We start from the raw sequence: 19,284 nt of genomic DNA on the forward strand, positions 1-19,284 counted from the left end.
GGCACACCATCCGTCGTCGGCGTTTTCGCTGCCTGGTCGTGGTATCGTGATTCACAAGGCCGTCGCCGTGGCCTGGCCTTTACCTGGAGGTGTCTATGACGAACCGTCTTCGATATCTGGACAATGCCGAAAAGATTTTCGTTTTCGACCAGGTGTACACGCTTACCGCTGCCAGCGAGCAGGCAACCAGAAAGAAGCTGAGCGCGTTCGGCATGTTTGCCAAGCTGAACCTGTTTAACCGGCCGAAGGACGAGACCGTCCTCCTGTCAAAGCACGAGTTGCGTTACGAACCTTTCTGGCATGCCGTGGCAATCCGATCGGCCGACTACTCGCGCGAGCTGGTCTATCCTGTGGAGATCGGTAACGCATTTGCGAACCGGGTGCTGATCGACGGCAAGGAATACCCCGTCGTCGAGCAGGGTGGCAAACGGCTCATCAGCCTGCCGGGGGTGGAGTATTCGCACCGGCAGATCGTTTTCGACGAGTATGTCGATGGACTGGCGCGCGAGCTGAAAAAGGGTGCGCTGGCCCATTACTTCAAGAAGCAATACAAGGTGCAGGAGCGCACGGCGCTTGAACTGCCTGAGGCCGTTGTACCGCAGTTGCGGCTGCCTACGCTGCTGCAACAGATCCACCAGAAGCTCGCCGCGGACGTCATCAATGCGCATGAATTCCAGGAGGATCTCATCACGATCGAAAAAGTGCACCTCTATTACCGGCCCGTTTTCGCCTTCGAATTTACCTGGACGACGGAAGACAAGGTGGGCGTGATCGAAGTCGACGGACTGACGGGTGACGTGATCGAAAACGGCCAGTGGTTCAAGGAAAAGCTCCAGGCCATCACGACGCGGGAGATGCTGTTCGAGGTGGGATCGGAACTGGCCGGTGTCCTGGTGCCGGGTGGCAGCGCGGCCGTCAAGGTCATCGAACGGGTGACGGCTGACAACGGCCGGTCCCGCACGTAGCCGATTTGCCGCGGCGAGGCTGCGTCAGCACGCGGCCTCGATCAGCTCGATGCGATTACCGAACGGGTCCTCGATGCCGGCCCGGCGCCTGCCAGCCACTGGTGGTTCTTCGCGCACAAGCACGCCGCGCTCGCGCAGCAACGCGCAATAGTCGTCGAAATCGGCGACGACAAACGCGGGATGCGCCTTTTTCGCCGGGACGAAGCCTGCCTGCGCGCCAATGTGCAGTTGCGTCGTACCCGTTACGAACCACATGCCGCCTGAAGCGTTCAGCGGCGCCGGCTTGGGCGTTTCGGCCAGGCCCAGCACGCCGCCGTAAAAGGCCCGTGCCTCGTCGTCGGCGCCTGGCGGGATGGCGACCTGTACGTGGTCGATTCCGGCGATATGGGGCATGGCGTTCTCCGCAATGATAAACGTCGATGTTAGCGCATCCGCCGGGCGGAAGGGGCGCCCGCCATCGATGGCGGGGGCAGCCCCGGGAGAGAGGATCAGGCCAGCTGCAGACGTGGCACCGCGAGGGCGTGCCCCGGCGCGGCGGACGCGACTTGCTGCGTCGTGTCAAGCTTGAAGATGCTGACAATCCCGGCCAGGTGCGCGGCCTGTTCCTGCATCGCTTCCGATGCCGTGGCTGCCTGCTCCACCATTGCCGCATTCTGCTGCGTCACCTGGTCCATCTGCGCGATCGCCTGGTTGATCTGGCCGATGCCGGCGGTCTGCTCCTCGGTGGCCATGGTGATCTCGCCGATGATGTCGGCAACGCGCTTGACGCTGTCCACGATGTCGTTCATGGTCGAGCCAGCCTGATCGACCAGCCGCGCGCCATCGTCCACCCGCGCTACCGAGTCCGTGATGAGCTGCTTGATTTCCTTGGCTGCCGCTGCCGAGCGGTGGGCCAGGCTGCGCACTTCCGTGGCCACCACCGCGAAACCGCGTCCCTGCTCGCCGGCACGCGCCGCCTCGACCGCTGCGTTCAGCGCCAGGATATTGGTCTGGAATGCAATGCTGTCGATGACACCGATGATGTCGGCGATCTTCTTGGACGACTCGTTGATCGACGCCATCGTCTGCACGACCTGCGATACCACCGCGCCTCCGCGGCTGGCCACGTCGCTGGCGGACGTCGCCAGGGTGGCGGCCTGGCGTGCATTGGCGGCACTGTGCGTCACGGTCGACGTCAGCTCTTCCATCGACGAGGCGGTTTCCTCGAGGGTGCCGGCCTGCTCTTCCGTGCGGACCGACAGGTCGGCATTGCCCGCGGCGATGTCCGACGACGCGCTGGCGATCGCATCGGAGCCGCTGCGGATCTCGCGCACCAGCCCCAGCAGGTGATCGTTCATGTGCTTCAGGGCATTCTGCAGTTCGCCGATCTCGTCCTGGGAGCCGGCTTCCGGGCAGGACGTCAGGTCGCCCGCCGCCACGCGCCGTGCGAGCGCGACAGCAGCGGTAACCGGGACGGTGATGCTGCGCGTCAGCCACCATGCGCAGACGACACCAAAGGCAACCGACAGGCAGCCAAGCAGCATCACGATGCGGCGGCTTTCCGTCTTGATGTCCTGAATCTGGTGCCGGAGGGCATCGATGCGGTCGCGCTGGATCTTGACCAGCGCTGCCATGCTGGCCTGATACGCCTCCGCGGCGGGGATATACACCCGGTCGTGCACTTCGTTCGATTCCTCCGGCTTGCCCTCACTCTTGAGCCTGATTGCCTCGTTACGGCCGCTCACATAGGCGCCGCGCACTTCCATCATTTTCGCCAGGGCCTGCTTTTCTTCCGGCGTCGTCAGCATCGCTTCCGCCTGCTTCATGTAGACGGCGGCCTTCTCGTTGGTTTCCTTCGTGTGCTTCGCGAAGAACTGCCCCAGCGTGGGGTCGCTGCTGCGGATGATTGCCGACGTGCGGATCACCGCAATGGCGATATTGCTGCTCCAGTCGGTGATCAGGCGTTCTTTCCTGACCGGCTCGTCGAGCATCTGCTCGGCGGCGTCCGCCACGGCGTTCAGTTTGAAGACGCCGACGATGGTGGTGCCGATGGACAGCAGCAGGACAAGGGCAAATCCGAGCGCCAGCCGGCGCCCGATTTTCATGTTGGACAAAATGTTCATGCGTTGCTTTCAGTTACCAGTAATTGGTGCAACGCAACATTATAGCTGGAGTTTGCGGCCGTGTCTTTCGACCGATCGGCACCGTTGTGCGCAACACACGGGCACGTTGCGCTGCACAAGAACGCTGGGGCGCGCGAACGCAGAACGTCAGACCTTGGCCGGGAGCGGCCTGCGGAGCGGAGTGGTGGCAAAAGGTCCCGCCAGAGCGATGCCCTGTGATGGACCAAGGCAGGGCGAATCGGAAGAAGCGGCGGAAAGAAAAACGCCCACTTGCATGAGTGGGCGTTTCGTCAGTACATTCTTGGTGGCCCGGGGCGGAATCGAACCACCGACACAAGGATTTTCAATCCTCTGCTCTACCAACTGAGCTACCAGGCCAAGGCGCGCAATTATAGCAGCCCTGTCGCGGATCTGCCTAGTCCCATTTGAAGGACTGCGCGCGGCGGCCTTCACGGCGCGCGCATGCGGCTTTTCAGCACGCGCCCGTCGGTCCCGAACAGCACCAGATACTCCGGCTTGCCAGGCCGCGCCTTGCCGCCCGTCGGCGGATACAGCCACGCCTGCATGCCGTTGTCGAATGCGATTTCGGTACCGGCGCCCAGCACGGCGCGGACCTGGTCGCGGTTCTGGCCGGGCGCGATGCCCGGCGCGGACGGCGCGTCCGGCGGCGCGGGATCGTCCATGTACTCGAACGAGAGCAGCGTGTCGTCCGGCCAGGCCGCATCCCACAACGGCGCGTAGTAACTGTGATCGAGCAGGACCTGGCAGTCGCAGTAGCGCAGTTCGCCCGGCGACTGGCTGCCGCCCGCATACAGGTAGCGCAGCGGCAGTACCGCGCTGCGTTCGCCAGCGCGCAGCGTGACGGCGAACACGGGGCGCTCGGTGAAGAACAGGTAATTGCCGTCCGGCGCAGTGCAGACGCGGTCCGGGTCCGTCAGCAGGTCGGCCAGCCACGCGAACAGGTGCGCGTTGTTCGAGACCAGCCCCGCTTCCATGCCGACGCGGCACTCGAGCCGCAAGTCGCCCAGCCGGCGCATGCCCGCCGGGACGCCGGGGCTGCGCACGTCGGCACGCCATGTCATGCTGGTCGTGCGGCGGTTGGCAACGAGTGCCGCGTCCTCACGCCACGCCCGCTCGTCGCGTTCCAGCGTGAAGCTGTTATCGGCGGCCACGGGGACGGGCAGCGTGACCGTCTCGCCCACGACCTTGAGCACGATGCCTTCCATGCGCGTGCGCGTCAGCCGCGGCAGCAGCCGGAAACGCAGTGTTGCGCCAGGCGCCAGCGTGGCCCCCTGGCGCGCGAAGCGGTCCATGCCCCGCAACATCTTGCGATACGATTTGTCGACCGGGTCGCGGGTTGCCGTGACCACCACGTTCTGTACGGGCTCGGTCTGCGCGCCCGCCTGCAGGGCGCATGACAGCAACAGGGCGGCGGCAGGCGATCGGCGGAACATGGCAGCGACGGTTCAGTTGGGCGGATCGGTGCATGGTAGCCGGTAACGTGTCGGGACATCGCACGGATGGCGTTACAATTATTCGCTGTCGAGGTAACAATCTTGCTGATTGAAAAGGATCACGGCAGGCGATAACCAAGCTTTACAACCATGGCGCAGCGCCACGGCAGATAATCACGAGTATATTCACACTAATAAGTCACGCCGGCTACCAGGACAAGATGAATAATTCCACCCAGCCAGACGAGAAGCTCAGCGAGGAGCCCAACGAGAAGCCCAAGGAGATCCGGCGCGCGCCGACCGGCTACGAACAACGGTTCGATCTCCTCGTTGCCAGCATCACGGATTACGCGATCTACATGCTCGATACGGAGGGCCACGTCAGCAGCTGGAACGCGGGCGCCCAGCGTTTCAAGGGGTATGAAGCGCAAGACATCATCGGCCAGCACTTCTCGCGTTTTTACACGGACGAGGACAAGGCCACCGGCCTGCCCCAACGGGCGCTGCGTGCCGCGCGCGAGGAAGGGCGCTTCGAAGGCGAAGGCTGGCGCGTGCGCAAGGACGGCACGCGCTTCTGGGCCAGCGTCGTCATCGATCCGATCCGCACGCCGGACGGCACCCTGGTCGGCTTCGCCAAGATCACGCGCGACATCACCGAACGCATGACGGCGCAGGAAGCGCTGCGCGAAAGCGAGCAGCGCTTCCGCCTGCTGGTGCAGGGCGTCACCGACTACGCGCTGTACATGCTCTCGCCCGAAGGCATTATCACGAACTGGAACGCGGGCGCGCAGCGCATCAAGGGTTATGCGGAGCGCGAGGTCGTCGGCACCCACTACCGGCGCTTCTTCACCGAAGAGGATCGAGCCGCCGGGTTGCCGGAACAGGCAATCGAAACGGCCACGCGGACGGGCCGCTACGAGAGCGAAGGGTGGCGCGTGCGCCGCGACGGCTCGCGCTTCTACGCCCATGCGGTGCTGGACGCGATCCACGACGAAGCGGGCGATCTGCTTGGTTTCGCCAAGATCACGCGCGACATCACGGAGCAGCGCAAGGCCGCGCAATCGCTGGAACAGACCCGCAGCGCGCTGTTCCAGGCGCAGAAGATGGAAGCGATCGGCCAGCTGACGGGCGGCATCGCCCATGACTTCAACAATCTGCTTGCCGTGCTGTCGAGCGGGATCGACATCCTGCATGCGCAGCAGCCGGGCAGTACGGCGGGCCGGGTACTGGACAGCATGCGCCGGGCCGTGGAGCGTGGGGCGCTGCTGACGCAGCAGCTGCTGGCGTTTGCGCGCCAGCAGCCGCTGGCCGCCGCCACGCACCAGATCAACACACTGGTGGGCGCATTCGAGCCCGTGCTGCGCCGCGCCAGCGGACCGCAGGTGTCCTTTCTGTTCGACCTGTCGCCGCGCCTTGCCAGCGTCTCCGTCGACGAGGCGCGCTTCGAGGCCACGATACTGAACCTCGTCGTCAATGCGCGCGACGCAATGCCCGAGGGCGGCACGCTGACGCTGGAAACGCGCAATGTCGACCTCAAGAACAACGAGGTGGGCGCGCTCCCGGCCGGCCAGTACGTGCGCGTGACAGTGCGCGATACCGGCACGGGCATGTCGCCGGAAGTGGTGGCGCGCGCCTTCGAGCCCTTCTTCACGACCAAGCCGGTAGGCAAGGGCACGGGGCTGGGATTGTCCCAGGTGTACGGTTTCATCGCCCAGTCGGGCGGCGATGTGATCATCGAGACGGCGCTGGGCGAGGGCACGGCCATCAGCCTGTACCTGCCGGCGGTCGCGGAGGCCGGGCCCGTGGATGCCGGGCTGCCGTCGCTGCGCAGCGAACGCGTGCTGATCGCCGAGGACGACAAGCTGGTGATGGCGGTCGCCTGCGAGCTGTTCGAGACGATGGGCTATGACGTGGTGACGGCGCCGGACGGCGTCGCGGCGCTGCGCATCCTGGAGCGCGACACGGCGATCGACGTCCTGTTCACCGACCTGATGATGCCCAACGGGATGACCGGGCTGGATCTGGCCAGGGCGGCGCGGGCGCGTCATCCGGCGATGAAGATCATTATCGCGTCGGGCTACCCGCAGGCGGCGCTGCAGCAGGAACAGCCGGGCAGCACGGAATTCTCGTTCGTGGGCAAACCATACCGGCTTGCCGACCTGGCCCGCCACCTGCGCGCCACCAGCTGACGCGCAGCCGGATGCGAGGCCCGATGCGACCGCCCGGCCGCCTGACCGGCCGGGCGGTCGCACTATAATGGCGCTTTCCTGTTTCAGATGCCGCGTCATGACCGATTCCCCTTCCCCCGCGTTGCCGTGCTGGTGCCCTGCTATAACGAGGCGACCACCATTGCCGCCATCGTGCGCGACTTCCGCGCCGCGCTGCCGGCTGCACGCATCTACGTGTTCGACAATAATTCGACCGACGACACGGTCCGTATCGCGCAGGCCGCCGGCGCCGTCGTGCGCCACGTGCCGGCTCAGGGCAAGGGCTCGGTGGTGCGCCGCATGTTCGCCGATGTCGAAGCGGACGCCTACATCATGGTCGACGGCGACGACACCTACGATGCAAGCGCCGCGCCGCGCATGGTCGCGCGCCTGCTGCAGGAAGGGCTGGACATGGTGGTCGGCAGCCGCGTCACGCACGAACAGGCTGCGTACCGCTTCGGCCACCGCTTCGGCAACCGCCTGCTGACGGGATGCGTGTCGATGCTGTTCGGCCGCACGTTCAGCGATATCCTGTCCGGGTACCGGGTTTTCTCGCGCCGCTACGTCAAATCGTTCGCCGCCCATTCGACCGGCTTTGAAATCGAAACGGAACTGACGGTGCACGCACTGGAGCTGCGCATGCCGGTGATGGAAGTGGAGACGGTCTACAAGTCGCGTCCGGAAGGCTCGTTCAGCAAACTCAGTACCTATCGCGACGGCGCCCGCATCCTCTTGACGATCCTGCGCCTGTTCAAGTCGGAAAAGCCGCTGGGCTTTTATTCGCTCGGCTTCGTCATCTGTGTCCTGCTGTCGCTCGGCCTGGCCGTACCGCTCGTGCTGACGTTCCTGGAAACGGGCCTGGTGCCGCGCCTGCCGACGGCCGTGCTGTGCACGGCGCTGATGCTGTTCGGGATCGTGCTGCTCACGTGCGGCATCATTCTCGACGCTGTCACGAAGGGACGTATCGAGCAGAAGCGCTTTGCCTACCTGGCAGTGCCGGCCGCGTGGATCGAGCCGGAACCGACGACGAACCGCTCCACTGCGGCGGCCGCGTGATGCGCGCGTCCGCAGTCGCCAGGCTGGAGGCCTGGTTCGGGCGTCGCTGCGCGCCCCTGAATACGCCGGGGGCGTGGCGCAAGGCCGCATGGCTGGCGCCGCTGGTCTTCGGCTGCGTGTCGCTGCTGCTGGGGCAGGACGACGGCTGGGACATGAAGAACTACCACCTGTACAACGCGTACGCCGCGCTGCATGGGCGTATCGGCTTCGACCTGGCGCCGGGCCAGTGGCAAAGCTACTTCAATCCCACGCTGGATATCCTGTACTACCTGCTGGTGACGCACCTGCCCGGGCCCGTGGCGGGCTTCATCATGGGAGCGCTGCACGGCCTCAATTTCATCCTGGTGCTGGCGATTGCCGGCCAGGTGCTGGACCGTCTGGGGCCGGCGGACCGCTGGCGCGTGCCGCTGCTGCTGGCCATCGGCGGCATGTGCAGCGTCGGCTTCTTGTCCGAAGTGGGCAATTCGATGGGCGATAACATGACGTCGCTGCTGGTATTGGCGCCCGTCTGGCTGCTGCTGCGCGGATGGGACCTCCTGCACGCGCCGCGCGGCGGCAATGCGCTGGCGCTGGGCGCCGGCCTGCTGATGGGTCTTGGCGCGGGACTCAAGCTGACCAATGCAACCTATGCGGTCGGGCTATGCGTGGCGCTGTTCGCCATCGGCGTGCCCTGGCTGGCACGCCTGCGGCTGGCCTTCCTGTTCGGCGTGGCCGTGCTGGGCGGCCTTGCCGTCACGGCAGGGTGGTGGTTCCTGACGATGTGGCGAGAATTCGGCAACCCGCTGTTCCCGCAATTTAACAACATCTTCCGGAGCCCGCTGGCGCAGACGCATGGCGTCATCGACTTTTATCACACGCCGCAGACCATCTGGGAAGCGCTGACGTGGCCGATCTTCTTCACGCTGCATTTCGAGCGCGTCTCCGAGCTGATCTTCCGCCAGCTGATCTGGCCCGTGGTCTACCTGCTGTTCATCGCGTTTGCCGTGCGGCTGCTGTGGCGCCGCGGCGCTGCCGCGCTGCCGGCGCCGCGCGAGCGCTTCCTGCTGGTGTTTTTTGTCGTCGCCTTTGTGGCCTGGACCAAGCTGTTCGGGGTACACCGCTACCTGGTGCCCATCGAGCTGCTGGCACCGCTGGTGGCGTGGCTGCTGCTGCACCGGCTGCTGCCGGCCGCGGGCGCGCGGCGCGCCGCAGGCTGGGTGCTGGTCGTGTGCTCGCTGATCGTCTTCCCGTTCGGAACGTGGGGGCATACGGATTGGACGCGCCAGAGCCTGCGCGCCGACGTGCCCACGTTTGCGCAGCCGGACCAGACGGTGCTGGTGACGGGACTGGCGCATCCGCCTCTGGGCTGGATGGTCGCGTTCTTCCCACCCGAGGTCAAGGTCGTCGCGCTCGCGGGCGGCTTCCCCGAAACGCCGGCCTGGGTGGCTCGCATTCGCAAGGCGCTGGACGAGCGCCGCGGTCCGCACTATGCCATGGTACAGGGTGCCATCGACGAACAGAAGGACCGCCTGGCGGCACGCCTGGCCTGGGCCGACCGGCTCGGACTGACGCGCGATGACAGCGGCTGCCGCCGCCTGGACTGGCTGACGAAGAAGGTGCGCCTGCGGGTGCAACTCGCACCGCCGATGGCCGGAGAGGGCCGTGCCTGCACGCTCGTTTCGCAGCCGAAGTACGTGATGGACGTGGCGGCGGAGAATGCCGCCACGGTGGCGCGCGTCGGCCAGAACCTGGCGCACTACGGCCTGTCAATCCAGGCCGGCGCATGCCGGACCTACAACGCCTACATCGGCGCCGAGGCCAAGCCTTACCTGCTGTGTCCTCTGGAGAAGACTCAGCTGCTGCCGTAATGCGCAGCCTGGGCGGCACCCACGTGGGTGTCGCCTTCCTCGCGGATTTCCGCCACCGCCTGCAGATAGCGCTGCAGCGCATCTTCCAGTGAGGGCATCAGTTGGCCCCGTTCGCTGGCCAGCGCCGAGAAGCGCGGCTGCGCGGCGGGATAGGCCAGCGTTTCCGACGGCTGGACGTCCAGGCCGCTGCTGTCCACACCGGCCAACGCACAGACGCGGCGGGCCAGCTCTGCCCAGCTGACCGCTTCGCCGTTACTGAGGTGCCAGATGCCCCGTTCGCGGTCGATCAGCAGGTTCAGGCAGGTCTGCACCAGGTCCGGCACGTAGGTGGGCGAGACGACGAGGTCGTCCGCGGCCGCGAACTGGCGGCCTTCGGTCATTGCCTGCAGCACGAGCGTGACGAAATTGTGCTTGTCCCACGGGCCGAAGAAGGCGCTGCTGCGCACCATCAGCGTTTCCGGATTGACGGCGAGTACGCGGCGCTCGGCCTCGGCCTTGCTCTGGCCGTAGACGTTCAGCGGCGCCACCGGATCGCTTTCCACGTACGCGCTGCCCTTGCTGCCGTCGAACACGAGGTCGCTGGAGAACGTCAGCAGGCGAACCTGGTGACGCGCGCATGCGATCGCCAGCACCACGGGGCCGTGCGTGTTCTCGCGCAGGCACCGTTCGCTGTCCTTCTCCGCATCGTGCACGCGCACGTAGCCGCCCGCGTTGACGATGGCCCAGGGCTTGTAGCGCTCGATGGCCGCTTCCACGGAGGCGGGATCGGCAATGTCCATTTCCTGGCGCGTCAGCACGCGGAACGCGAGATTGCGCTCTTCGCAGATGCGGGCGAACGCGCTGCCCAGTGTGCCGGTCGCGCCGCTGATCAGGATCGGCTGTACGGTGCGCTGCGCCGCGTGCCGCTCCGCGGGCAGGGCCGCCACGGTGGCGCTGGTGGCAACCGGCGGGCACAGGAAGCGGCCGGGGCGGCGCCACCAGCCCAGGCCCTGCAGCACCGGATTGGACGGCGGGCGGCCGGACGACAGTTCTTGCATCAGGCGTGCCAGCGCCGTCGGGCGCGGCGCGGGCGAGCGCAGGTCGTAGGCGCCGTTCTCGTAATAACCACGGCATTCGGTGACGAGGCAGTTCCAGTCATACGAGCCCAGCAGCGACCAGACGGTCACCGCACGCACGTCCGCCCCCTTGCGCTGCACGTCGTGCGCGGCGTTCCACACCTCGTGCAGCCAGCGCAGCTGATCTTCGCGGTTGGCATCGATGTGCGCTTCCGTCACGGCCATGGGCAGCCCGTAGCGTTCCCACACTTCTTCCATGAGCGGGCCGATGCCCGGGGTCGGCGTGGCCAGCGCGCGCGCCGTTTCGATGTCGGCAAAGCCGTGCTCGCCGACGTAGCGGGCCGGGAAGCGCTCGCCGCGGTGGTCCAGCCAGCGCTCGCTGGTGATGTAGTAGTTCAGGCCGACGATGTCGGGCGGGCAGGGATTGTCGCGGAACCACAGCACGTCCTCGGGCGGGATGCCGCTTTTCATGATGTAGCCCCACAGCGTGTGCTCTTCGTCCACGCGGCCGCACAGCAGGTCCCAGGCCAGCCAGCGGCGCTCGTTGTAGAAGTCGGCCCAGTCGGCCAGCTCCGGCGTGCTGTAGGTCTTGCCCAGGTCGTCCGTCTGCACCAGTTTGGCGTTCGGGTTGACGGCGCGGATGGCGCGCATCGACAGCACGACGGCCTTGCACTGGTTGATCAGCGCCTGCAGGAAGATCAGGTCGCTCTTGCCGTGCGGGTACCACACGCCATACAGGCCGGCAAAGCGGGCCGTCGTGCACGGCTCGTTGACGGGGGTGTAGAACTCGACCCATGGGAAGCGGGCGGCGACGGCGCCGGCGTATTCGGCCAGCCGTGGCGCGAAGCCGGGATCGACGAGGCTGGTGTCGCGGGGGCCGCTGCCGTGGTGGATCAGGCCGACGATGGGCGCCACGCCCAGGTCGCGCAGCGCCGGCAGGCGCTCATCGGCCCACGACCAGTCGGCGCTGGCGATGCCGTCCGGGGCCGTCAGCTCCCACAGTACCGGATAGCGGATTGCCTTGATGCCCAGTGCCGCAAAGCGATCCAGGTCGTCGATCCGGGTGCCATGACCGTTCTGGTCCATCTGACTGAAATACTGATCTCGCACGCGGTTGACCGTACCTTCCAGTCCGCCCCATAACTCGATCACCTGGTTTTGAATTTCGTCATCATTTTTCATGTTATTGGTGAGCTAGTCGAACGAGGGAGGAAGTATGGCAAAAAAATTAAAACATTGGCGCCGTATTGCCTGTCGTTACTGAACCATTCAACTCGGCAGTATCCCTGCGGCCGAGTTGCCAGAAGTGCGCGGCGACTGCGCCCGCTTCGGTAAACTGGCCCGTTGATCACTGGTGAGGAGGAAACGCATGCGTCTGGTTTTCATGGGCAATTCGATCGAGGAGTGGGGCACGGCCATTGCAGTGGCCATCGCCGCGGCGGTGCTGATGTACGTCGCCAGGTACCTTCTCGTGCATCGGCTGTCCGCGATCGCCGCACGCACCGAAACGCGCGTGGACGACTGGTTCCTGCGCCTGCTCAAGTCCACGTACACGGTCTTCATCCTGATCTTCGCCCTGTATCTCGGTTCGCTGATGCTGGAGTTCCCGCGCAAATACGAGATCTGGTTGTGGCGCGTGGCCGTTTCGGCGATGCTGATCCAGGCCGCGATCTGGGCCGACACCGCCGTGCGCACGTGGCGCGGCCGCTACCGGCAGGCCGCGATGGGCACCGAGAGCGTGGCCAGCGCCGCGTCGACGGCCATCATCGACTTCCTGCTGCGCCTTGTCGTCTGGGTCGTGTTCCTGCTGATGGTTCTCGACAACCTGGGCTTCAACATCACGACGCTGGTGGCCAGCCTGGGGATCGGCGGTATCGCCGTCGCTCTGGCCGTGCAGAACATCCTGGGCGACCTGCTGGCGTCGCTGTCGATCGTGCTGGACAAGCCGTTTGTGGTCGGTGACTTCATCATCGTCGGCGAGTTCCTGGGCACCGTCGAATATATCGGCCTGAAGACAACGCGGCTGCGCGGCCTGGGAGGCGACCAGGTGATCTTCGCCAACGGCGACATCCTGAAGGCGCGCATCCTCAACCAGACGCGCATGTTCACGCGCCGTGCCGCGTTCTTCCTGCGCGTCCACTACAGCACCGACCCCGCCAAGCTCGAAGAGATTCCCGGCATGGTCAAGGACATCATCCTGGCGCACGAGGACACGGCCTCGTTCGAGCGCGCCCACCTGCGCGAACTGGGCGAGTGGTCGCTGAACTACGAGGTAATCTACTGGATCAAGAACCCGGACTATTTCGTGTTCATGGATACGCAGCAGTCGATCCTGCTGGCCGTGCTCCGGGGGCTGAAGGAACGCGGCATCGAAGTGGCCTTCCCGGCGCGCATGGTCATCCGCAATCCCTTCGATTGCCAGGACGACTCGCCTGTTCTAAACTCACCCGCTCTATGAACGGGCAGGAGCGGGGATGAACAGACTGGCGTTGAAGGCGATCGCGGGCAGCCTCGCGCTCGTGCTGGCGGGCGGCGCGATGGCGGCATCGGTGCAGGACGTGGCGGAACGTTACCGCAAGCTGGTCCTGGCGGTAGGGCAGCACGACAAGGATTACGTCGACGCCTATTACGGCCCGCCCGCGCTGCAGGAACAGGCCGTGCGCGAGCAGCGCCCATTGGCAGCCATTCGCGCCGATGCGCAGGCCGCCATCGCCGATCTGGCCAACAATAAGGCCGGCAATGCCGACGAGGCGCTGCGCATCGAATTCCTGCAAAAGCAGCTGCGCGCGATGACGGCGCGGGTCGATATGCTGGCCGGTAAAAAATTCACGTTCGACGAAGAGACGGCGCTGCTGTACGACGCCGTCACGCCGCATCACGACCGCGCCTACTACGAAGCGCTGCTCAAGCAGGTGGACGCGCTGGTGCCAGGCAAGGAGCCGCTGCCTAAGCGGGTGCAGGCGTTCCGCGCCCGCTTCGCCATACCGAAGGAGCGCCTGAAACCTGTGATGGATGCGGCCATCGCCGCTTGCCGCGCGCGCACGGCGAAGTACATGGACCTGCCGGCCAGCGAAAGCTTCGTGCTCGAGTTCGTGACGGGCAAACCGTGGTCCGGCTACAACTGGTACAAGGGCGATGCTCACAGCCTGATCCAGATCAACACCGAGTTCCCGATCTATATCGAGCGCGCCGTGGACCTGGGTTGTCATGAAGGCTATCCGGGCCACCATGTCTACAACGCGCTGCTGGAAAAGGCGCTGGTCAAGGAGCGCAACTGGGTCGAGTTCAGCGTCTATCCGCTGTATTCGCCGATGTCGCTGGTGGCCGAGGGAAGCGCCAACTATGGCATCGATCTCGCCTTCCCGGACGAGGAACGGGTCGCGTTCGAGCGCGACGTGCTGTACCCGCTGGCGGGGCTCGATCCGGCGCTGGCGGGGCGCTACGGCCGGCTGATGAAACTGCTCTCGCAACTGAGCTACGCGGACAACGACAATGCCATGCACTACCTGGAAGGCCGCTTCACGCGCGAGCAGGCGATCGAATGGCTTGTCAACGTTGCCCTGTACCCGCCCGAAAAGGCGGGCCAGCGCGTCCAGTTCTATGACGGCCTGCGCGGCTACGTGATCAACTACAACCTGGGCAAGGACCTCGTCAAGGCGTGGGTCGAGCGGCGCGTGACGGCGACCGATCCGGCGCAGGCGCGGGCGCAGCGGTGGGCGGCGTTCAGGGAGTTGCTGTCGTCGCCTCGGCTGGCGAGCGGGCTGCGGGATTAACGGCAGGCAGGCACCCACGTGCCGTGGGTGCCTGCCACAAACGATTCTAGTCCGCGGTTTTCTTCATGCGGGCCGACGATGGCAGCGCCACCGCGCTGCGCGTCGGCACCAGCTTCGCCACGTCCGACTCATCGATCGCCAACGCCAGCTGCTGGCGCTGCAGCACGGCCAGCCGGCCCTGGTCCAGCAGCTGCAGGTCGCGCAGTTCGTACGGCCCCTTGCTGGCGGCCAGCAGCGCGGCGTCGAACGGCAGGTCGATGCTGGCCTGGCCGGGTTCCAGCCACTGCGCGGCGTTGCCGACACCGAGCGGCTGCAGCGTGCCATTGATCGTGCCATACAATACGCCGCGCACCTCGTAGCGGCCCGCGCTGGCCGCCTCCACGCCCAGCCGGACCGTCAGCGCATTGCCCGTGCCGGCGAGATCGGCGGTGCGGGTCAGCTTCGCTGTCGGCAGCGCCACCGGCACGGCAAAGCGCGCCGAACGCAATGCCTGCCGGCCCTGCACCGTTGCCTTCACATTGGCCTGCACTTCCCACAAGCCGGGGGCGGCGGCATCCGTCGCGTCGGGCGTCACGGTGGCGGCCATGCGTCCCGCGCCGTCGGCCTTGAAGACCAGCCGATAGCTGCGTCCCGCGGGCGACATCAGCGTGGCATCGATGCGCGCCGGCGTTGCCGCGCCCTGGTCTGTCAGCTGCGCGAACACCGTCACCTTTTGTCCCTGCAGATATGCGGGCGCCCCGGCCTGCATCGTCAGTGCCAGCGGGCTGTCCGGCTCGACCACGTTGACGAGATAGCGCTGCGCTGCCGACAGCCCCTGCGCGCGCATGCGCAGCGGGCCGCTGCCCACTTCCGCGCTCAGGCGAAATGCCGACGTACCGGAAGCGAACGGGATGTCGGCCCTGGCCAGGCGGTCGGCCGATACCAGCATTTCCATGCCTTCGCCCGCGGCCAGCTCGCGTCCGGCCGCATCGACGATGATCAGTGCGGAAGGGTGGATCGCCTCGTTCTCGCGAATCGACGCCTCGCCCACGGGTTGCAGGCGCACGAGCGCGCGCGGCGCCGTGACCGGCAGGGCGACACCTTGCGCCAGTTCGGCGCCGGTGACGGTAAAGTATGCCTCGCGGCTGGTGGCGACAAACGGCTGCGGCGCTGCAACGGCGGCGCGCGAGCTCCAGCTGAACGAGACCGGTTCGCGCGCCACGGGTGCGGACTTCGCAGCGCCGGCGGATGCGAGCAAGGAGGGCGTCAGGTCGCCCGCACGCTGCGGCAGCAGTTCGGCATGCGCCGTCAATGCGGTGACGCACAGCGCGACGGCGCCCGGCGTGGCCAGTACGGTGAGTTTCAGGTTCATCGCGGCTCCTCAGATATCGTTACGCAGGATGACGTCCAGGCCGAAGCACTTGCGCCGGCTCTGGTTGTGCGACAGCGGCTCGCCGCCGCTGGTGCGGTCCTTGTCGTAGAACCAGCGGGTGCCCGCGCCGGACTGGCTGGTGCACTCGAGGAAGCCGTCCGAACAGCTGTTCAGCCAACCCTGCGTTACTTCCAGCCCCACGTTTTCCGGGTAGCCGCCGCACCAGCTGTCGCCGTCGAAGGGCGAGCTGTCGACGTCCGTGCCGACCACGCTGTGGAAGGGCTTTGGCAGGGCCGGGCGGCCAGCGGTGCCGTACAACATGGTGGCGTTGTAGTTGGCCATCCAGCTGACCTGCTGCTGGCGCACGGCATCCGACTTGAAGCCCAGCAGCCAGCCCACGGCCGATTCGAACGCGTTGCCATTGATGGCGGCGTCCGCCAGCGGCGTGCCCAGCGACGATGGCGCCAGCGCGTTGACCCAGCGGATGGCGCGGATGATGGCGGGAAAGCGGCTGTCCCGGGTCGGGTTCGACATGATCCAGCGGATGATGTTGCCGCCGTTCGAGTGGGTCTCCACGACGAGGTCCGTGATGTCCTGGGCGACAATAAAGCCGTGCAGCTGGCCGGCCAGGCAGCCGGCGGCGGCGTCCGCCCACATATACTGGTCGAAATCGCAGTTGACGACCACGTAGCGCGACGGGTCCGGCAGGCCCTGGCGGACGGAGTCGATCATCTCGCGCGACCAGTAATCGGTGGCGGCATCGGTCTGGTGGCCGGTGCCGTGCACGAAGGCGACGCCGGTATTGCCCGCCTGCGCGGGCAGTGCCGCGGCCAGGGCAAGGGCCAGGATGCAGCCGGACATCTTCCACTTGCTTGAATTCATCTCTCTGTCTCCAATGAGGGTGAAACAATGTGTGAAGGAACAGCGTGGTGCGGGGAAGGGTGATGCAGGCGGTTGAGGCCGCCTGCGGGGAGACTACGGCGCACGACAGGCGCCGTATTGCTGGTTCATGACAGCGTATTGATGAAACCCGCCAGTTCGAGCCGGTTTTGTGCTGGCTCAATCGAACGCGGATCAGGCAAAAAACGGATCGACAGGGCGCGATCAGCCGGCGGCGGTATTGGTGTCAGCGCTCAGCAGCGTGATCACATCGCCCAGCGGCATGGGACGGGCAAACAGATAGCCCTGCATGCCGGGGCTGCCATGTTCGGCAAGGAAGGTCGCCTGTTCCTGCGTTTCCACGCCTTCGGCCACGACGCGCAGTCCCAGGTGGCCCGCCATCGCCATGATGGACTGGACGATGGCGGTGCCGTTGGCGTCGCCCGGCATGTCGTGAATGAAGCTGCGGTCGATCTTCAGTTCATACAGCGGCATGCGTTTCAGGTAGGCCAGGTTGGAGTAGCCGGTGCCGAAATCGTCGATCGAGAAGCGGATGCCCAGCCGCGCCAGTTCGTGCATGCGCTCGATCGTGTCGTCCAGGTTCTCGATCAGCAGACCTTCCGTCACCTCGAAGATCAACTGGGTCGCCGGCGCACCCGTCTCCTGCAGGATGGCGCGCACGTCGGCCACGAAATCGGGCTGGCGGAACTGCGACGGACTGACGTTGACCGACAGCGGCATCGCCTGTCCTTCGGCCTCCAGGCGCAACCAGGACAGGCATGCCTGACGCAGCGCCCAGCGGCCCAGCGGCACGATCTGGCCGGTCGCTTCGGCCACGGGAATGAAGACGTCCGGCGGAATGCTCGTGCCGTCCGTACGGCGCCAGCGCATCAGCAGTTCGGCTCCGACGGGCGTGCTGTCGCGGCTGACCTGGAGCTGCAGGTGCATCTGCAGTTCGCCGTTTTCCAGCGCCATCGACAGGTCGCGCTCCATCGTCAGGCGGCGCTCGACTTCGGCGCGCATCGTCGATTCGAACAGCGCCACGCCGTTGCGGCCGTCGGCCTTGGCGCGGTACATGGCGATGTCCGCCTCGCGCAGCAGGTCGTGCACTGTCTGGTTGGCCCGGGGCAGCACGGCCACGCCGACGCTGGCCGACGACGTATAGGACTGGCCGTCGATGTCGAACGTCTTGCCGATGGCGTCGCGGATGCGTTCGGCCATGGCCAGCGCGGCGCGCGTGGCCGCATCGACGTCGCGGCCCAGGTCCTGGAGCAGCACGACGAATTCGTCGCCGCCAAGGCGCGCCACGGTGTCGTCCGAGCGGACTAGTTGCGTCAGGCGCTGCGCGGCCTTGCGCAGCATCGAGTCGCCGGTGGCATGGCCGCGCGCGTCGTTGATGAACTTGAAGTGATCGAGATCGATGAAGATCACGGCACCATAGCGCTGCTCGCGCTGGGCGGCGGCCAGCATGCGTTCGAGCCGGTCCATCAGCAGGCGCCGGTTCGGCAGGCCTGTCAGGACATCGTAGAACGCCAGGTTATGGATCGCATCGGCGGCGCGCTTGCGTTCCGTGATGTCGCGACCGACGACGACCCAGTGCGTATTGACGCCGCCTTCGTCGGCGAACGGCACCATTTCCATCTCCACTAGGTACGGTTCGCCGGACTTCGTGTAGTTCATCAGTTCGGCCGTCACGGCTTCCGTGCGGTGCATCGCCGCCACCACGCGCTCGACTTCAAGGGCATCGGTGAGAGGGCCGTGCAGCATGCGCATGCTCTGGCCCATCAGCTCTTCGCGCCGGTAGCCGGTGCGGCGCAGGAAGGCATCGTTGACGAAGGTGATCGGCTGTTCGGCGGCGGTGCCGGGAACGGCCTCGGCGATCATGACCATTTCGTTCAGGCGCGCGACTGCTGCGGACGTCAGGCGCAGTTCGGCGTTGACGGCTGCCAGCTTGTCGCGGTTCTCCTGCAGCGACTGCGTCTGGCCGCGCAGGTCGCCCAGCGAGCGGGCCAGACGTTGCAGCAGCGTGCTGGACGTGATCGTCAGCAGCAGGCCGACGCAGACGAAATTGAGCGTAATGACCAGCGACGGCACCAGCGCATACTCGGGCCGGCCTGTTACGTACAGCCGCGCGTAGCCGGTCAGGCTCAGCACCAGCATCGTCACGGAAGCCAGTGCCAGCGCACCGAGCGCAGGCCGCAGGCCAAGCAGCACCGCACCGAGCACGGGCGGCGCCAGCAGATAGCCCTGGCTGATGGGACCGACCGTCAGCATCATGCTGACGCCGACGAAGTACAGCATCGCCAGCAGGTTCAGCACGCGCACGTTGTAGGAGAGGCATTTCGCCCGCCAGAGGGCCAGCAGCCAGGTCAGCGCGACGATGTCGATCGCAATGATGGACCACAGGCCGTCATGCAGCGCCAGCGCCATGCTGGGTACGGCCGCGACGATTCCCAGGGCGGTCACGATGGACAGCAACTGAGAGAAGATCTGGGTGCGCCAATGCGCCATATCGTCGAATGCCACGATGCTGCCTTCAGGCCGGGGAGGGGAGTGCAGAAATGCAAGAGATATTACGAAGTGGAAATATGGTAC

The 19,284-nt window shown here is 66.0% G+C and carries 13 protein-coding genes and 1 tRNA gene; 6 read left to right on the plus strand and 8 right to left on the minus strand.

Going from position 1 to position 19,284, the window contains the following annotated elements; all coding sequences use genetic code 11:
* Positions 1-95: 95 nt before the first annotated feature.
* A complete protein-coding gene (locus E1742_RS19440; protein ID WP_134386817.1) occupies positions 96-965 on the plus strand; it encodes a hypothetical protein in 870 nt (289 codons plus the stop codon).
* A gap of 24 nt (positions 966-989) precedes the next feature.
* Here E1742_RS19440 and E1742_RS19445 read toward each other — a convergent pair whose 3' ends face one another.
* The 4 genes from E1742_RS19445 to E1742_RS19460 form a co-directional block, all read right to left on the minus strand.
* Entirely contained in the window at positions 990-1,358 is a 369-nt protein-coding gene (locus E1742_RS19445) for a VOC family protein (protein ID WP_134386819.1), read from the minus strand.
* Between the two features lie 95 nt (positions 1,359-1,453).
* Positions 1,454-3,067: a methyl-accepting chemotaxis protein gene (locus E1742_RS19450; RefSeq protein WP_134386821.1), complete on the minus strand. Its 1,614-nt coding sequence runs from the start codon at positions 3,065-3,067 to the stop codon at positions 1,454-1,456.
* A gap of 302 nt (positions 3,068-3,369) precedes the next feature.
* Positions 3,370-3,445, minus strand: a tRNA-Phe gene (locus E1742_RS19455).
* Positions 3,446-3,516: 71 nt separating this feature from the next.
* Positions 3,517-4,521 (minus strand): hypothetical protein, encoded by a 1,005-nt coding sequence (locus E1742_RS19460; protein ID WP_229466100.1) that lies wholly within the window; start codon positions 4,519-4,521, stop codon positions 3,517-3,519.
* A 221-nt stretch (positions 4,522-4,742) separates the two neighbouring features.
* Between E1742_RS19460 and E1742_RS19465 the strand changes: the two genes are divergently transcribed.
* From E1742_RS19465 to E1742_RS19475, 3 genes are all read left to right on the plus strand, one after another.
* Positions 4,743-6,710 (plus strand): hybrid sensor histidine kinase/response regulator, encoded by a 1,968-nt coding sequence (locus E1742_RS19465; RefSeq protein WP_134386823.1) that lies wholly within the window; start codon positions 4,743-4,745, stop codon positions 6,708-6,710.
* Between the two features lie 87 nt (positions 6,711-6,797).
* Positions 6,798-7,784, plus strand: coding sequence for a glycosyltransferase family 2 protein (locus tag E1742_RS19470; protein WP_134386824.1), 987 nt, complete (start codon positions 6,798-6,800; stop codon positions 7,782-7,784).
* Entirely contained in the window at positions 7,784-9,631 is a 1,848-nt protein-coding gene (locus E1742_RS19475) for a glycosyltransferase 87 family protein (protein WP_134386825.1), read from the plus strand. Before E1742_RS19470 ends, E1742_RS19475 begins: the two co-directional genes overlap by 1 nt.
* Here the strand turns inward: E1742_RS19475 and E1742_RS19480 are convergent.
* A complete protein-coding gene (locus E1742_RS19480) occupies positions 9,616-11,868 on the minus strand; it encodes a family 1 glycosylhydrolase (protein ID WP_229466110.1) in 2,253 nt (750 codons plus the stop codon). The two genes, E1742_RS19475 and E1742_RS19480, sit on opposite strands and share 16 nt — an antisense overlap.
* A gap of 187 nt (positions 11,869-12,055) precedes the next feature.
* Here E1742_RS19480 and E1742_RS19485 point away from each other — a divergent pair, with 187 nt between their 5' ends.
* Complete coding sequence (locus E1742_RS19485; RefSeq protein WP_134386826.1) at positions 12,056-13,144, plus strand: mechanosensitive ion channel family protein; 1,089 nt, start codon at positions 12,056-12,058, stop codon at positions 13,142-13,144.
* 16 nt (positions 13,145-13,160) lie between these two features.
* Positions 13,161-14,459, plus strand: a complete 1,299-nt coding sequence (locus E1742_RS19490) for a hypothetical protein (RefSeq protein ID WP_134386827.1) — start codon at positions 13,161-13,163, stop codon at positions 14,457-14,459.
* A gap of 46 nt (positions 14,460-14,505) precedes the next feature.
* Here the strand turns inward: E1742_RS19490 and E1742_RS19495 are convergent, their stop codons facing one another.
* The 3 genes from E1742_RS19495 to E1742_RS19505 all read right to left on the minus strand — a co-directional run bounded on the left by E1742_RS19495 (position 14,506) and on the right by E1742_RS19505 (position 19,215).
* The gene (locus E1742_RS19495; protein WP_134386828.1) at positions 14,506-15,810 is read right to left on the minus strand and encodes a DUF4785 domain-containing protein; all 1,305 of its coding nucleotides are present in this window, start codon (positions 15,808-15,810) and stop codon (positions 14,506-14,508) included.
* Between the two features lie 9 nt (positions 15,811-15,819).
* On the minus strand, positions 15,820-16,692 hold the full coding sequence (locus E1742_RS19500) for a hypothetical protein (protein WP_134386829.1): 873 nt from the start codon (positions 16,690-16,692) through the stop codon (positions 15,820-15,822).
* 222 nt (positions 16,693-16,914) lie between these two features.
* The gene (locus tag E1742_RS19505; protein ID WP_229466113.1) at positions 16,915-19,215 is read right to left on the minus strand and encodes a putative bifunctional diguanylate cyclase/phosphodiesterase; all 2,301 of its coding nucleotides are present in this window, start codon (positions 19,213-19,215) and stop codon (positions 16,915-16,917) included.
* Positions 19,216-19,284: the final 69 nt, after the last annotated feature.

This window comes from Pseudoduganella plicata (assembly GCF_004421005.1).
GTDB classification, from domain to species: domain Bacteria; phylum Pseudomonadota; class Gammaproteobacteria; order Burkholderiales; family Burkholderiaceae_D; genus Rugamonas; species Rugamonas plicata.

Bases quoted from the DNA above. Each gene is read 5' to 3' on its own strand.
- E1742_RS19440 (WP_134386817.1), top strand. From the start codon at position 96: ATGACGAACCGTCTTCGATATCTGGACAATGCCGAAAAGATTTTCGTT.
- E1742_RS19445 (WP_134386819.1), bottom strand. From the start codon at position 1,358: ATGCCCCATATCGCCGGAATCGACCACGTACAGGTCGCCATCCCGCCA.
- E1742_RS19450 (WP_134386821.1), bottom strand. From the start codon at position 3,067: ATGAACATTTTGTCCAACATGAAAATCGGGCGCCGGCTGGCGCTCGGA.
- E1742_RS19460 (WP_229466100.1), bottom strand. From the start codon at position 4,521: ATGTTCCGCCGATCGCCTGCCGCCGCCCTGTTGCTGTCATGCGCCCTG.
- E1742_RS19465 (WP_134386823.1), top strand. From the start codon at position 4,743: ATGAATAATTCCACCCAGCCAGACGAGAAGCTCAGCGAGGAGCCCAAC.
- E1742_RS19470 (WP_134386824.1), top strand. From the start codon at position 6,798: ATGCCGCGTCATGACCGATTCCCCTTCCCCCGCGTTGCCGTGCTGGTG.
- E1742_RS19475 (WP_134386825.1), top strand. From the start codon at position 7,784: ATGCGCGCGTCCGCAGTCGCCAGGCTGGAGGCCTGGTTCGGGCGTCGC.
- E1742_RS19480 (WP_229466110.1), bottom strand. From the start codon at position 11,868: ATGAAAAATGATGACGAAATTCAAAACCAGGTGATCGAGTTATGGGGC.
- E1742_RS19485 (WP_134386826.1), top strand. From the start codon at position 12,056: ATGCGTCTGGTTTTCATGGGCAATTCGATCGAGGAGTGGGGCACGGCC.
- E1742_RS19490 (WP_134386827.1), top strand. From the start codon at position 13,161: ATGAACAGACTGGCGTTGAAGGCGATCGCGGGCAGCCTCGCGCTCGTG.
- E1742_RS19495 (WP_134386828.1), bottom strand. From the start codon at position 15,810: ATGAACCTGAAACTCACCGTACTGGCCACGCCGGGCGCCGTCGCGCTG.
- E1742_RS19500 (WP_134386829.1), bottom strand. From the start codon at position 16,692: ATGAATTCAAGCAAGTGGAAGATGTCCGGCTGCATCCTGGCCCTTGCC.